The sequence below is a fragment of the Salinibacterium sp. 10G20-15 genome, from assembly GCF_057365065.1.
Genome location: NZ_CP195118.1, coordinates 1,935,871 through 1,950,262, shown reverse-complemented (window position 1 = coordinate 1,950,262; position 14,392 = coordinate 1,935,871). Strand labels below are relative to the sequence as shown.

The following is a 14,392-nucleotide window of genomic DNA, read 5'->3' as shown; positions in this document are numbered from 1 at the left end:
TCCCGTTAACGATGAAATCCCGGTCATGTTCACCAGAACGTGACCGGGATTTTGCTACTGTGACCCCAGCGGGATTCGAACCCGCGTTACCGCCGTGAGAGGGCGGCGTACTAGGCCGCTATACGATGGGGCCTCACAACAACTAGAAAAGTATGCCACATCTTTCGGCCCACTTTTTCCACATTTGCCAATTTCGAACCTCTGGATTTTTCTTGACTGTATTTTCGCGCGCCACCACCGCTACGTTTCTCAGCATTGCTGCCCTTGCTGCGCTCGCGGGGTGCTCGCTTCTCTCGCCAGAGATTCCACGCGATGAGACCGGTCAAGTGCTCGAACCGACAGTGATCGGCTCCACTCAATTGCTCGTGGACGACTGCTTCACGTTCGTCGAGGGAACCAACCTCAGCGAAGCCGAAGTGACCCCATGCACGGAAGAACACACACACGTCGTTATCGGTAAGGGCGAACTCGCCAAGAGCGCTATCGCGGAAGCCGGCGGGCTACAAATTGCGGTCTCGTCAGCGTGTTCGGAGACGTTCAGCGCCTTCAAGGAGACCGTCGCTGACGGCGCACGCCCCGATCAAGAGTTCATCATTTCGGAGCGCACCACCGACGACGGCACGCTCGTAACGGATTACGCCTGCATCGCGACCGACAGCGCAACGCCCGAAGCCTAGACGCCGCTGAGCCGCTGCCTCTCTAACCCACTGACCCGCGACCCCACTGACCCGCTGACCCGCGACTACGGTCGCTGGTCGAGAATGTTCAGCACGCCCGGGGCCATCGTGATGTCGATGGGCAGGGCCGCGAACCGTTCACCGTCGGCATAGGCCGTGATCCCCTCAGATTCAATCCGAATGTTTTTGGCCCGATGCACCGTGACGCGCGGATCGGTGAGATGGGTCCCCTTGAAGACGCGCGGGAAGACGCGCAAGAAAGCGAAGCGCGAGAGAGCTTCGACAATAAGAACATCAGCGAAACCATCGTCCAGGAGTGCATCCGGGGTCACTTTCATCCCGCCACCCAGCGACACGTTGTTACCCACGCTAACCAGAGCGCCGGTCGTCTCGATCACCGTGCCGTCGAGAGTGAGTTTGTACGCGATGGGACGCAAGCGCAGCAGCTCAATGATGAGAGCCACCGTGTAACGGCTGGCACCCCGAGGCCACGACATCAGATTGGCGCGCTCGTTGACGATCGCATCGAAACCCGCCGAGAGTACGCACGCAAACCACCGCGTAGCCGCCGCGCCGGTGGCTTCATCGACGTAGGTGACGCTGCCGGCATCGATCGCCCGCGGCGGCCGAGCCAAGCCGCGCACAACACTGGCGACAGCGGCATCCGTATCTGAAAAAGGGATACCCAGCCCACGAGCCATGTCATTGCCGGTGCCCGAGGGGATGATGCCGAGTGGCACCGTCGTTGTGGCGACGAGATTGGCACCCAGATTGACCATGCCATCGCCGCCAACCACGAGCAAAGCATCCGGCTTCTTCGCAATCGCCTTACGGCCGCGCTTGAGAAGCAACGCAAAATTGGGTTGCTCGAGCGCCGTGACTTCGTGCCCGAGGGCGCGCAGCGCTGCAACAGCACGGGGGCCAACATTTCTGCCACGCCCAAACGATGCTGTGGGATTGATCGCGACAACAAGACGCAGGGGTTTGATCGACTCCACACTTCAGTATGTCGCACGGCCTCGCATCCGGCACACCACGGGCATAGGCTCGGGACATGAATGTGACCAAGTATGAGCATGCCTGCCTCGTTCTTGAACACGACGGCGAGCGCCTTGTGATCGACCCCGGCAACTTCACGAACCCCCTCCCCTCACTCGAGAACGTGACCGCAATCGTGATCACTCACCAGCATCCCGACCACTGGACCGACGATCAGTTGGCGCGCATTCGCCAGGACAATCCCGACGCGCCCATCTTCGGTCCGGCCGGAGTCGCGGCCGCTGCCTCGGACTGGAACATTACAACCGAGGCAGACGGCGCGAGCGAAACCGTTGGTGGGTGGACGCTGGAGTTCTTCGGCGGTGATCACGCCGTCATCCATCCATCGATCCCGATGATCGACAACCTTGGTGTTCTCGTGAACGGCGCGTTCTGGTACGGCGGTGACTCTTTCACGGTTCCGCCCACGTCCGTGCAGCACGCAGCGATCCCCGCGGGCGCTCCGTGGCTCAAGATCAGTGAAGTCATGGATTACGTGGCTGAGCTGGCCCCGAGGCGCGCGATTCAGACGCACGATGCTGTGCTCTCCGACAAGGGACTCGCCCTGTCAGCCGCACGAATTTCGGATGTCATGGCGGGCTACGGCGGCGAGTTCACCGTTCTACAGCCGGGCGAATCGATCGCGCTCTAACCCCTCAGCGATTTGACAGCTTTTTGCAGTTGTGCATTTTTGCAGTCTCTGCAACTATTGCTGAGTGCCTGATACTCCTGCCCTTGGTCTTCGCGACCGCAAGCGAATCGAGACGCGCCTGCGCATCGAAACCGCTGCGGTCGAGATCGTGACGGCTGAGGGGCTCGACGGCGCCACGGTCGACATGATCAGCGACCGCGCCGGCATCTCGCCGCGCACCTTCTTCAACTATTTCGACAGCAAAGAGGACGCGATCCTCGGCACTCAAGACATGGGCGAAGTTCAGCGCGCAATTGCCGCCGGAGTCGCCTCCGCAGAAACCGATGATCTAGTCGCTGCGATCGTCTCCACCATGTTCCAAATCTTTGGCCCGATCGCCGCCCGCACCCAGCTCAAAGCTCAACGGATGGCGCTCGTGCAAGAGCACCCGCGTCTATTGAGCCGCCAGATTCACCAATTCACGCAACTGAACAGCACGATGGCTGCTGCCGTTGTCGAATTCCTCAACAAGCGAGAAACTACGCTCCCCCGCGACCCCGAATACGTCGCCGAGATTGCCGTAGCCACTTGCGTCGCATCCGTTCGAATCGCAGTAAAGGAATGGATCGCTGCCGGCGCTACCGCCGACATCGACTCCATGTACCTTCGCTCGATCGGACTTACACGAGAAACACTGAACACACTTCAATGACAACCACGAACGAACCTCCCGCAACCGCGACTGACGGCGCCGCCGTTGACGGCACCACCACGAGCGACCCGGCAACCAAACGCAGCATTCTGCTGTTGTTCGCCGGCCTCATGGTGACCATGCTGCTCTCGGCGCTCGATCAGACCATTTTCAGCACCGCTTTGCCCACCATCGTGGGCGAACTCGACGGCGTGAACCACATGCTGTGGGTGACGACCGCCTACATCCTGGCCGCCACCATCATGATGCCGGTGTACGGCAAGCTCGGCGACCTCATCGGCCGCAAGGGTCTCTTTATCGGCGCGATCTCCATCTTCATGGTCGGCTCGATCATCGGCGGCCTCGCCCCCGACATGACCTGGCTGATTCTGGGCCGCGCTGTTCAAGGCCTCGGCGGCGGCGGTCTCATGATCCTGTCCCAGGCGATCATTGCCGATGTAGTCCCGGCCCGCGAGCGCGGTCGCTACATGGGAGCTATCGGTGGGGTATTTGCCCTCGCTAGCGTTGCTGGCCCGCTCCTCGGGGGTTGGTTCACGGAGTCCATCGGATGGCGCTGGGCATTTTGGATGAATCTTCCGCTCGGTGCCGTCGCAATTTTCGCTGCCGTGATGCTGCTCAAGCTACCCAAGAACGCGCGCACCAAACCCACAATCGACGTTGCCGGCATGATTCTGTTGGCGATCGCGTCAACCGCGATCGTTCTCGTTACGACCTGGGGCGGAACTCAGTACGACTGGGACTCGCTCATCATCCTCGGCCTCATTGCTCTGGCAATCGTCGCCGGCTTCTCGTTCGTGATGGTCGAGCGCGCCGCTGCCGAGCCGATCATGCCGTTGCACATGTTCAAGGAACGTAACTTCGTTCTCACCACGGCATCCGGACTCATCACGGGTATCGCCATGTTTGGCGCTCTCGCCTACATGCCGACCTACCTGCAGATGGTCACGGGAGTGAATGCCACTCAGGCCGGCTTCTTGATGATCCCGATGATGGGCGCGATGCTCGTCACCTCGATCATCGCTGGCCAGCTCGTGAGCCGCACGGGTCGCTACAAGTGGCTTCCGCTTACGGGTTCGTTCGTGATCGCAGCAGGCCTGGCGCTGCTTTCCACAATGACGCCGGAGCTGCCGATCTGGATTCTCTGCAGCTACCTCGCGGTGATGGGTCTCGGCCTCGGCATGAGCATGCAGATGCTCGTGCTCATTGTTCAGAACACGTTCCCGAACGCTCAAGTGGGAACGGCGACCTCATCGAACAACTACTTCCGCCAGATCGGTGCTTCCATCGGTACGGCGGTGGTCGGTAGCCTCTTCGTCGCTCGCCTCACCGAACTGCTCGCTACTCGCCTTCCGGCTGCAGCCGCTGGGGCGACGGGAGACACCAACTCCTTGACGCCCGCCGCCGTTCGCGACCTTCCTGATGCCGTTCGCGAGATCATCGTCGGCGCGTACAACGACTCGCTCGCTCCCGTGTTCCTCTACATGGTGCCGCTCGTGCTTCTCTCTGCTGTGCTCTTGATGTTCATCAAGGAAGTTCCGCTGGCCACAACCATCGACCGCGCCGAGAGTACCGAGTCGCTCAACGTGCTCGGTGACGACGATCCCGTTCCCGCTGAGGCCCCGGATGCTGAAGCTCGCGAACTCACGAACGTGACCGAACACTCCGGTCCGATCTCCATCATCCGCAATCAGCCATAGCGGTTGGTGAGGCGATCGCCTCGATCACCCCAACGGCAGGTGAAGCCCGCAGCGCTCTCGTTCCACAACGCACGAGCGAGTTGCGGGCTTCACCCCATTGACGAACCAAAAATTAGAGGTTCCACCGAATAGATTTGTGGTCATTTCTGAGAGATGCTTAGCCCATGACTCAGCAAGCTGCTCGACCCGATCGAACGTTGGCGGTAATTCTCTCCGTGATCGCCGCCATCGTGGTTATTGCCATCGTCGTGGTGTTCACGCGCGGTGGGCCCACCGATATCGACCCCTCCACGCCCGAGGGCGTCGTTCAGTCGTACTCGCGTGCCATGGTCGCCAGCGACTTCGAAACGGCACGCAGCCTCGTTTCTGCAGGCGTTCTCGACGAATGCGAGCAAGCCGACCGAAACCCGCTTCAAGGACTGCGGATGACCGTCAGCTCCACCACTATTGATGGCACCTCCGCTGTAGTGAACGTCACACTCGAACAGGGCACCGGTAGCTTTGGCGGTTCGAGCTACGGCTACGACGATCTGTTCACCCTGGTGAGGGAAGGTGGCGACTGGAAGATCGAAACCACGCCCTGGGAGCTCACGTACTGCTACGAACAAGGATTCCGCGGATGACCTCCACAACTAGTTCTCCGGCAGCAACTCCCGCAGTGGGCGGCGTGCAAACCGTCCGCCGCTTCATCACCTATGCGCTCCTCGCCGCGACGGTGATTATTGCGGCGAGCGGTCTCAGCGGGCTGCTCGATCGTCTCTTCACCCTCAATCGCATCGAGGTCAGCTACGACAATTACGGGCTCGCGACTTCTCTCGCCTCCGCGCTGGTCGCCGGCCCCCTCGCTGCCCTGCTCTGGTGGCTGATCTGGCGTGACGGCACGATGGCGCGAGACCGCGCATCCATTCTCTGGCCCGTCTATCTCGTGGTCATGTCGACGGTTGCTTTGCTCGTTTTCACCATTGCTCTGCTCTCCTGGCTTGCCGACACCATTCGCTACGGCTGGAACCCTGCGGGGCTCGCGGTCGGCATTGTGTGGGCGCTCGTGTGGGGTTGGCATTACTGGATGTGGCAGCACCCCGCCAAGGGCCCGACGCGCCTTCAGGGCGCAACACCCGCCCTCGCCTCCCTGATTGGCTTGACCTACGGCGCCGGAGGCCTCGTCTCCGCGCTCGCCCAGCTCATCGATGCCGCCGCGGATGCCGGCTCGCGCTCGGTCGTGGTGAGCGATCCGCTGTGGCAGATCGTCGCGCAGTCTCTCGTCTGGGCTATCGGCGGCGCCCTGTTGTGGCGGTGGCACTGGGGGCGCTTGGGCGTGCGAAACCACACCTTTGGCTTCAGCACGGTGCTTCTCGTGTTCATCACGGGAATCGGCTCGCTCGCCGTGTTCGCGTTCGGGCTCATCATTCTGCTGTCGATCCTCCTCGAGCTCGCTACCGGACTGCAGCAGCCGATTGCCAGCCTGCTCGACCCGCTGGGAACAGCGATCGCGGGAGCGGCGGTCGGCGCGCTGGTCTTCACGTACCACTCACGCATCGTCGCTGAGCGGTCCACTGGAGTGCGTGCAGCAACCTCGCTCTCGACAGCGGGTGTTTCGCTGGCTTTCGCGGCATCCGGCTTCGGGGTCACGATCAACGCTCTGCTCGCGACATCGAGCGATCCGCTGCTTGCGGGCAACATCCGCAGTCTGCTGCTTGCGGGGCTCAGCGCACTCGTCGTTGGCGGAGCGCTCTGGTGGTTGACGTGGCGTCCCCGTGAGGCCTCTCTGCCGGAGCGCGTTGCCACTCCCGGCCGTCGTGTCTTCCTCGTCATCATCTTCGGATTGAGTGCTCTCGTAGCGCTCATCACGTTGCTCGTGATCGGCTTCCAGTTGTTCGCCTTCTTGCTCGATGGCGGCAGCGGCGAGAGCTTCATCGAGCGATCACGACAGGCGCTCGGCTTGCTTACGGCAACCGGACTCGTCGCCACGTATCACTTCATGATTTGGCACAAGGATCGGGCAGTCGATGTCGATACCGAGCCGGTGCACCGCATTGGTCGCGTCACTCTCGTGTCGTCGGGCACCAATGTTGAACTGCTCGAAGCCGTCCGCGCGGCTACCGGCGCGCGAGTCGCGGTGCTGCAGCGAGCCGAGCCTGTGACAAGAGAGCCGGATGTTGCGGCTGTCGTCGCCGCCCTCGACGGGGTCGAGGCCGCTCATGTGCTGATCGTGGCCGGAGCGAAGGGCAAGGTCGCGGTAATCCCGCTGGTGTCGTAAGGCTCGCAGCACAGCGTTGTCAGGGTTTCGATAAATTGTGCTGAGAGATTAGATGCATGACTGAACTGCTGATCGTGATGGTGGCCGCGCTTGTGGTGATCGCAACTGCCACCCTCCTCGGTCCGCGTTTAGGCGTCGCGTCGCCGCTCGTGCTGGTGGCCATCGGTGTCGTGGCTAGTCTGGTGGTTCCGGCCTTCAGCGACATTCAGATCGACCCCGAGCTGATCCTGCAGGGCATTTTGCCACCGCTGTTGTACTCGGCGGCGGTCTCGCTACCCACGATGAACTTTCGCCGCGAATTCGGCGCGATTAGCGGGCTCTCTGTGGTTCTCGTGATCGGCACCGCCGTGATCCTCGGCTTCTTCTTCATGCTCGTCCTTCCCGGGCTCAGCTTTGCGTGGGGTCTCGCGCTCGGCGCTGTGATCAGTCCAACGGATGCCGTAGCCGTGTCGATCATCAAGCAGACCCCGGTCTCGAAACGCGTGATTGCCATGCTCGATGGCGAGAGCCTGTTGAACGATGCCACCGCCCTCACCCTGCTGCGCGGAGCGATCGTCGCGACGGCGGCGACCTTCAGTTTCGGAAACTTTGCCGCGTCGTTCTCCTATTCCGTGGTCGTCGCGCTGCTGATCGGTGGTGTCGTCGGCTGGCTCAATTTGGTGATCCGCAAACGCGTCACCGATCCCACGGTGAATACGGTCATGTCGTTCACGGTGCCGTTTGTGGCCGCGATTCCGGCCGAGCTTCTGGGTGCTTCGGGGTTGGTCGCCGCTGTTGTCGCCGGGCTCGTTACCGGCATCCGGGCGGCTCGTGTGCTGTCGCCCCAGAACCGGCTGTCGGATGCCCAGAATTGGCGCATGATCGAGCTGGTGCTCGAGGGTGCCATCTTCTTGTTCATGGGCCTGCAAATTTCGGGCATCCTCACCGATGTCGAAAACGATGACGCGGGTATTCGCACCGCGGTTGTGATCGCCATCGGGGCACTGATCATCACCGTTCTCGTGCGCGTTGCTTTCGTGGCTCCGCTGTTGTGGTTCTTGGCACGGCGTTCCCAGCGGCACGCCAAGATGAAGCCGCGCATGGAGGTCATTCAGGAGCGGCTGGGCTCACCGAACGAGATTCTGGAGGCTCCCGAGCATCCGAGCGGCCTCAGCCCGACGAAGTCACCACGCTATCTGCGCCGCGTCACTTCTCTGGTCACGCGCTCGCTTGCCGACATTGATTATTTTGCCCGCGAGCCTTTCGGATGGCGTGAGGGCACGACGGTGGTGTGGGCCGGAATGCGCGGCGCCATTACTGTCGCAGCTGCCCAGTCGCTGCCGTCAGACACCCCGCTGCGATCCACGCTCGTGCTGATCGCGTTCGTGGTGGCCGCGCTCTCCTTACTAGTGCAGGGTGGCACGATCGGCGCTTTGGTGCGGCGCATCTCCCCCGCCTCTGACCAGGCAACAGTGCACGAACGTACGGCCGCGGAGCGCACCCGCCTCCTTGCTCTATTGAACGAGAGTGCAGATGCGGTGGCCGGGGCGACCCCCACTGCTGATGCGACCCCCGTCGCCGAGGATGCCACCGCGAATACCGAGCCGTTGGCTGGCGACACGACCGCTCCCGAAGGGGACGATTTTGAGTCGCGCCGCGTGCAGTTCGAGGCGGATAAGAACCACCGCATCGCCGTCATCCGGGCTCAACGTACGGCTCTTCTCGATGCGCGCGACAACGGCATCTTCGACGCCGACCTGCTTGAGAATGCGCTCGACAATCTCGACGCGACTCAGATCACGCTCGAGATGCGTGGCAAGCCGAGCGCATAGAAAAACGAGATTGTTGCAACTCGACGTAGGCTCAGATCATGACGCAGTTGATCGTGCTCGACACGGTGTTCGATGCCCCTATCGCCGAGGTGTGCGCGCTGTCGTTGAGCGTGAACCTGCACCTCGATTCGATGACACACCACCGCGAGAAGGTTGTTGCGGGCCGCACCTCGGGCCAGTTCGTCGAGGGCGATGTCGTCACCTGGTCGGCACGCCACTTCGGCCTGCCGCTGCGCCTAACGATCCGAATTTTTGACGTGGATGCTCCGCATCGGTTTGCGGATGAACAAGTCCGCGGCCCTTTCGCCGCCTACCACCACGAGCATCTCTTCACCGAGATCGACGGCCGCACCCATATGCAGGATCGCCTCACCTTCGCGGCCCCCTTCGGGCCACTCGGGCGTCTCGTCGAGAAGCTGTTTCTGCGGCGCTACATGCAGACGCTGCTCGAGGAGCGCAACCTCGCCCTGAGACATTCCGTGGAGACTCAATAAGAGCCACCACTTTGACTTCCTTTTCAGAACGTCAAAAGTTCGTTTCGGCGCAAATGTTTTCAACGCTTTCCTCAGTTCCGGGCATAGAGCCCGAGGACAGCAGTAGGAGAAAACGCGCAACTCAGCCGTTGACTGCGTTCAGGTTTAACCTGAGATTTCTAATCTAAGTGTTCGAATGCCGACTGCCATTCAGGACCGAATAGATGACGTACTCCAACTTCGTCGACGAGCGAACGTAGATTGCGCCAAATCTGCATTCTCATTTCAAGGGGTTCCAACTCATGCAACTTGCCGAGCTTCAACTCCACTTCTTCGGTTCCCCCTGGTCGCTTTTCGACTCGCGTGAACCGATCTCCATATGGGTGGTCAGTCTCAGACAGCACGCGGTCGAGCGGTATTAACCTCAATACCTCGGAAGACGACATCATTGCTGGCGGTAGGGAAAAATAGCAGCCCAACCTAACCGCTTCCTCAGTTAGCTCTAAAGAGCCCGTCCACCAGTGCAATATCACCCCGGCCACGGGAATTTGATGCAGCTCTCGCAGAATTTGGAAGTGAGCACCCGCGCTGTGCATGCTGATGAGTCGCGGTGCCGCTTGAAGTTCGCGAAGAACCTCTCGAAGCAGTCGAGCCTGTGCCTCAAGCGGAACGCGGCTCGCCCCATCGAGACCAACCTCACCGACGACAGGAGTCGTCTTGAGAGAATTCCTGAAATCGCCCTGCGAAAAGGCTTTGTTGACTCGCACTAATCCTGGATGAGCTCCAACGCCCCATACAGTGCGAATGTCGCGTCGTGCTTGAACCTCGGAATACTCTTTGATCGATCGCGTCATCGCGAACGTGAACGCTCCGAGACTACGGAGTTCCTTATTATCAATTTCCTTGTCTATATGAGCGTGGACATCAAGGGGTGGCTGGATTCTCATTGCCAGAGTCCCCGCAGCTCTGCTCGTCCCCGTTGAACAAGATCGTTGACTTCCGCGAGCGAATAACTTGATGGAATCCGAAGACGAGCGAGTTCCTCCTCTCCGAATGGTTCGTTAAGAAAGTCACGCATGGCGGGGATTACCGATTTCTCCGCGAGCCAGTCCATCTGTTTTGAGCCACGCGCTTCGAGATAAATCGTCTCATCGTGGAGGCCACTTGCGGTGAATGATGCACGACGCAGGACGCAGCCGAAACACACACCACAGGACACCTTGGGAGAGATGCCATAAGTTCTCGCCCCGGTGTGCGAACACGACGCTGTTCCCGAAAGAAACTTTCCCGACCCCTCCCGCCCCAATTCATCCCTAACCTTCATAAACATCTCGCCTTTGGTCATCGCGATAAAGGGGTTCGTGAAATCATCGTGCGCTCCAACCCGTTTTAGAATCGTCGCGAGATCGGTGGTGAACTTTGGATGCGTGGTCTTAGTGGAGAGGCTGCCTCTTCTGCTCTTCGAAAGTGGCGGGTTGATCGAGGCATACCCATTCTCCGGGAGCCAAAGTGGGATCTCATCGACGGAGGCAATCGCGAGACCGAGAGCGATAAACAGCAATGACCTGGATCTGGTTGAGTTTTCACGTCCGTAAGCTGCGCCAGAGGGCGTATGCCGGCCGCGCGCTATGCGAATTTTCAGGTGATCCGCGGTGCTGCCTGCTGCGAGGCGTTCGATATCTCCGGCAACCCTAGATTGAAGAGGCGCCAAGTTCGTGGAGGACCAGTGTGACACCAAAATCTGCTTTTCGTTTCGTGCTGCGAGGTCTAGTCCTGAGAGTAAGGCTCCAGTCGCTGAGTCGGCTCCCCCACTCAGGAGAACTACTCGGTTCGCATCAATCCCAACTCGCCCAATTTGCTCGGGCGCACCCGATTCTTCGTTGAAATCCAAAGTCCAAATATCGCCGGTCAAGAATCCAAGCAAGTTCTCAAAATCCGCTTTGACGTTACCCCACGGCTCCGCTTGAAAAACATCGACTTTGAGCTTAATCTCCCGCTGGTTCCATGCCGCGAGGCGTCCAGAGCGAGTAGCAGATCGATCCGCTGCGAGAACTCCCGCGGCAATACGAACGAGATCAGTGTTGAAGCTGTTTACCAAACCAAATCTACCGAGCTGCGGACCGCAATTCGCATGAAAGTACGGCATGCTCGATGCGCTGTGCCAATAGAACGTGGAGTCCGCATCCCACCACGACAGATCGTTAGGTGGCAATACGGAGAGGTGATACTCGAACACGACTAGTTGCCACCTCCCGGGTACGTCCGGCGAAGAAACCGGAGACCTTTCTCAATCGCCTTATTTATCGCTTCTTGACTCGCCGCCGACTCCTCGAGGTTTGCACGAGCCGCTAGCTGCTGGCTAGTTTCATATACGCCTTCGATGAATTGTTCTCGATCGACACCCACGGTCGAGGTGAACTCTCCCGCTTCCGACAAAAATACCTCCGCGATAATGAGGCCGATTGCATACTCAGCCGTTGCCGCAGCCTCCGGCGGGGCCGGGTTGACCTCCGTGTCGAGGATCCAGTTGAGTAGCAGCGCAGCGATCTCCCGCTGCTCCTCCGCAGGTATATCGCTCCCGGTCTGCGCCTCGCATACGACCTCGAGAATCGCGCGTACCATTTCGGAGCGAGAAGGCATATTTGAGATCTGATCGAAATCAAGACCAGCCTTAGCAAGCGCTTCACGATCTCCTGTTCTGAAAGCTCTTGCCAAGGTTGCCGCACGGCCGGCTGTGGACGCATAAGCGCGTGCATCACGTTGTGGTGAACTCTGTTTTTTCGCGTTGTCCGCACCTGATGAAGCGCCCCTCGGGAACAGAGGAATTTTCAACGCGTAGGCAACTAAGTTTTGGGGGATCGATGTAGGTCTCCCATCCACTTGTGACTGTGCCCATCCGTCGACCTGATCGCGGAGTGTGCGTGAGACCTTACTCGTCGACCCTTTATATGACGAGCTTGTGCCCATCTCTAGAAAACTTCCCGTGATGCAGAAAGCGCATTCTTTAACTCTGCACTGCCGCTAGCTTCGACAATTATCTCGACTTGCGTCAAAATCGGCTGTGGATCATCTGTTTTCAGTGCCACGATAGCGCCCACTTTGAAGTCTTTCGGCTTGATACGCTTTAACGCGTTTACGACCGAGTCTGTTGTCGGCTGCACTCGCGCAATCCGCAACATAGCCACGATTCCAGTCGTCTGCTTCTGAGGCTCATCAACGATAACCCCGCCAATGTACGACACAAGACGAACAGCCTCGGACGCTTGCAGACTCCTCAACATGGCATCGGTCACACGGCGAGCTTCCCCGGGTGATCGAGACAACAGCTGGGTGCCCATGTCGCGAATCGATTCTGGAAGCGATTCTGACGCGATGAAAAGGTTCGAAAAACTCGCGGCAAAAACGAGGTACGGCGCTATGTCCTTCTTCGCGAGTGACGGCGAAAGCCGAGCCCATCGGATAAGGCCGTCACTGAATTGAGAGCTGGATTCATCTTCATCTTTTCCCTCTTTTAGTGAAGGAGCCTCTACGCTCGCGCTTGTTTCATCGAGCTGACTGGTTCCGGCGCTGGGCTCGATTGGTTCAGATTCAATTGCATCGATGACATCTGGAGTGCCCGCTAACGACTCGAGCGCTTCTAGATTTCCCCTGAGGACACGTTCGCGAAGCCAATCGGTAACGGTTTTGAAATCCCCCGGGAAATACTGCTCTAGGACCATCAACTTCGCGATCGTCGCCTCGTCTAGATCGATGCCTCGCTTTGCAGCGATACTCAGTCGCACCGACAGGTCGTTCAGGAATCGCTTAATTCTGCGTGGGTTTCCGCGGGTCTTTTCGTGAATGATAGGGCGAATCCGGGCTGCATTGTTACGTTGTTCCGCGAATTCTGTTCGCTGAAGCGACGCTACTGTTTCGAGTGATACCGCACTCCGACGTGCTTCGGCAACATCCGCGACGATCGACGGATAGTCGGTCTCGTCGACTAAAGCCCGAATTTGAAGGAGCACCAAGTATGCTTCGGTATCAAAATCGCTTAGAGCTGGCACCGGCACAGAAGTCTGGACGATCTTATGAAGGTATAACCGTGCGGGTGATTCGCCGCCGTCTGAGCCTGCCGACGGGTACCGCGTCGCAATCGCGTCAGCGACTCGCTCCTCGTCTGCAGCGATAACGAACGACATTTTGGGCACCGAAACGAAGAGACGGATAGTTTCGAGCGTTTCGATAACGGTTTCAGGGAGACATCGGTCAAGATCGTCCACTAGCACGACGACTGTCTTGATCTCTTTCAAGCCATCAGAACCCAACAGAGCAGCGAACTCGACACGAAATTGCGTCATATCTGTGATGGGCTCTGGACCGCTATCGTCCGCACTCTTGGGCCTCACGAGTTCAAAGACATTATCGAGCGATGGCAGCGACACTGTGATGGCGGATGTGGCGGCTAGCTTCATCGCCTTAGTCCAATCGACGCGTCGCATTAATCTTCTGACCAAATTTTTTGATACCGCACCGGGCCCCTCGTCCGGTAGGGCACCCTCAATTGCGGAAAGAATCTCCCCGATAAGTGATTCCTTAATCCCTAGTTGCGGGTCGTATCTCCACGGGTCGGTTTCGATCACTAAGCAATCTGAGGATTCCCCGTCTGGTACTCGAAGTTGTTTGCCGATGATTCGAAGCACCGACGTTTTCCCGCTCCCCCAAGCGCCCGAAAGCCCAAGGGCGATTGGATCTAAACGCGGGTCCCGCACGGCGTCAACGATCGTTGACGCGACCGCGTCGAACGACAGGAGGTCAACGTCCGTGGGCTCATCAAGAAACAATGGGTACGAACTCATGAGCAGAGGCTCTCCAGCGGTGGACGTTGCGACTAACTTTGGCTCGCTCATCGGCTCCAGCCCTCTGACGCTGACGGGGAGCAACCCCCGATAGCGTATTGGAGTTCTTCGATGGAGTTAAGCTTTACCGGCAATAAAGCGCGCCAATTCGAATCACTGAACTGGCGAGTTTCGACTGCTGGCGTGAGAGAAAAGTATCCTCTGTGAGAATCGCGTAGACAACGCTTGATGATGCCAGCCCCTTTGCTCGTCGCGCTA

The 14,392-nt window shown here is 59.3% G+C and carries 13 protein-coding genes and 1 tRNA gene; 8 read left to right on the top strand and 6 right to left on the bottom strand.

What is annotated here, in order from left to right; genetic code table 11:
• Window positions 1-60 precede the first annotated feature (60 nt).
• A tRNA-Glu gene (locus ACR3YK_RS09385) sits at window positions 61-133 on the bottom strand.
• A gap of 79 nt (window positions 134-212) precedes the next feature.
• Between ACR3YK_RS09385 and ACR3YK_RS09380 the strand changes: the two genes are divergently transcribed.
• Window positions 213-677 carry a hypothetical protein gene (locus ACR3YK_RS09380; RefSeq protein WP_486174624.1) on the top strand — a complete coding sequence of 155 codons (465 nt, stop codon included), beginning with the start codon at window positions 213-215 and terminating at the stop codon, window positions 675-677.
• A gap of 65 nt (window positions 678-742) precedes the next feature.
• On the opposite strand, the gene ACR3YK_RS09375 is transcribed toward ACR3YK_RS09380, so the two are convergent.
• Window positions 743-1,675, bottom strand: coding sequence for a diacylglycerol kinase family protein (locus tag ACR3YK_RS09375; protein ID WP_486174623.1), 933 nt, complete (start codon window positions 1,673-1,675; stop codon window positions 743-745).
• 56 nt (window positions 1,676-1,731) lie between these two features.
• Between ACR3YK_RS09375 and ACR3YK_RS09370 the strand changes: the two genes are divergently transcribed.
• The 7 genes from ACR3YK_RS09370 to ACR3YK_RS09340 all read left to right on the top strand — a co-directional run bounded on the left by ACR3YK_RS09370 (window position 1,732) and on the right by ACR3YK_RS09340 (window position 9,317).
• Window positions 1,732-2,367: an MBL fold metallo-hydrolase gene (locus tag ACR3YK_RS09370; protein ID WP_486174622.1), complete on the top strand. Its 636-nt coding sequence runs from the start codon at window positions 1,732-1,734 to the stop codon at window positions 2,365-2,367.
• A 64-nt stretch (window positions 2,368-2,431) separates the two neighbouring features.
• A complete protein-coding gene (locus ACR3YK_RS09365) occupies window positions 2,432-3,058 on the top strand; it encodes a TetR/AcrR family transcriptional regulator (protein ID WP_486174621.1) in 627 nt (208 codons plus the stop codon).
• The gene (locus ACR3YK_RS09360; protein WP_486174620.1) at window positions 3,055-4,755 is read left to right on the top strand and encodes an MDR family MFS transporter; all 1,701 of its coding nucleotides are present in this window, start codon (window positions 3,055-3,057) and stop codon (window positions 4,753-4,755) included. The genes ACR3YK_RS09365 and ACR3YK_RS09360 overlap by 4 nt, the downstream gene beginning before the upstream one ends.
• Window positions 4,756-4,919: 164 nt before the next feature.
• The gene (locus ACR3YK_RS09355; RefSeq protein ID WP_486174619.1) at window positions 4,920-5,378 is read left to right on the top strand and encodes a nuclear transport factor 2 family protein; all 459 of its coding nucleotides are present in this window, start codon (window positions 4,920-4,922) and stop codon (window positions 5,376-5,378) included.
• Window positions 5,375-7,012: a DUF5671 domain-containing protein gene (locus ACR3YK_RS09350; protein WP_486174618.1), complete on the top strand. Its 1,638-nt coding sequence runs from the start codon at window positions 5,375-5,377 to the stop codon at window positions 7,010-7,012. Before ACR3YK_RS09355 ends, ACR3YK_RS09350 begins: the two co-directional genes overlap by 4 nt.
• A 56-nt stretch (window positions 7,013-7,068) precedes the next feature.
• Entirely contained in the window at window positions 7,069-8,823 is a 1,755-nt protein-coding gene (locus ACR3YK_RS09345) for a cation:proton antiporter (RefSeq protein ID WP_486174617.1), read from the top strand.
• A 38-nt stretch (window positions 8,824-8,861) separates the two neighbouring features.
• Window positions 8,862-9,317 carry an SRPBCC family protein gene (locus ACR3YK_RS09340; protein WP_486174616.1) on the top strand — a complete coding sequence of 152 codons (456 nt, stop codon included), beginning with the start codon at window positions 8,862-8,864 and terminating at the stop codon, window positions 9,315-9,317.
• Between the two features lie 158 nt (window positions 9,318-9,475).
• Here ACR3YK_RS09340 and ACR3YK_RS09335 read toward each other — a convergent pair whose 3' ends face one another.
• From ACR3YK_RS09335 to ACR3YK_RS09320, 4 genes are all read right to left on the bottom strand, one after another.
• Entirely contained in the window at window positions 9,476-10,243 is a 768-nt protein-coding gene (locus ACR3YK_RS09335) for a TatD family hydrolase (protein WP_486174615.1), read from the bottom strand.
• Window positions 10,240-11,532 carry a hypothetical protein gene (locus tag ACR3YK_RS09330; RefSeq protein ID WP_486174614.1) on the bottom strand — a complete coding sequence of 431 codons (1,293 nt, stop codon included), beginning with the start codon at window positions 11,530-11,532 and terminating at the stop codon, window positions 10,240-10,242. The genes ACR3YK_RS09335 and ACR3YK_RS09330 overlap by 4 nt, the downstream gene beginning before the upstream one ends.
• A gap of 2 nt (window positions 11,533-11,534) precedes the next feature.
• On the bottom strand, window positions 11,535-12,128 hold the full coding sequence (locus tag ACR3YK_RS09325; RefSeq protein WP_486174613.1) for a hypothetical protein: 594 nt from the start codon (window positions 12,126-12,128) through the stop codon (window positions 11,535-11,537).
• A gap of 137 nt (window positions 12,129-12,265) precedes the next feature.
• Window positions 12,266-14,134: a KAP family P-loop NTPase fold protein gene (locus tag ACR3YK_RS09320; RefSeq protein WP_486174612.1), complete on the bottom strand. Its 1,869-nt coding sequence runs from the start codon at window positions 14,132-14,134 to the stop codon at window positions 12,266-12,268.
• Window positions 14,135-14,392: the final 258 nt, after the last annotated feature.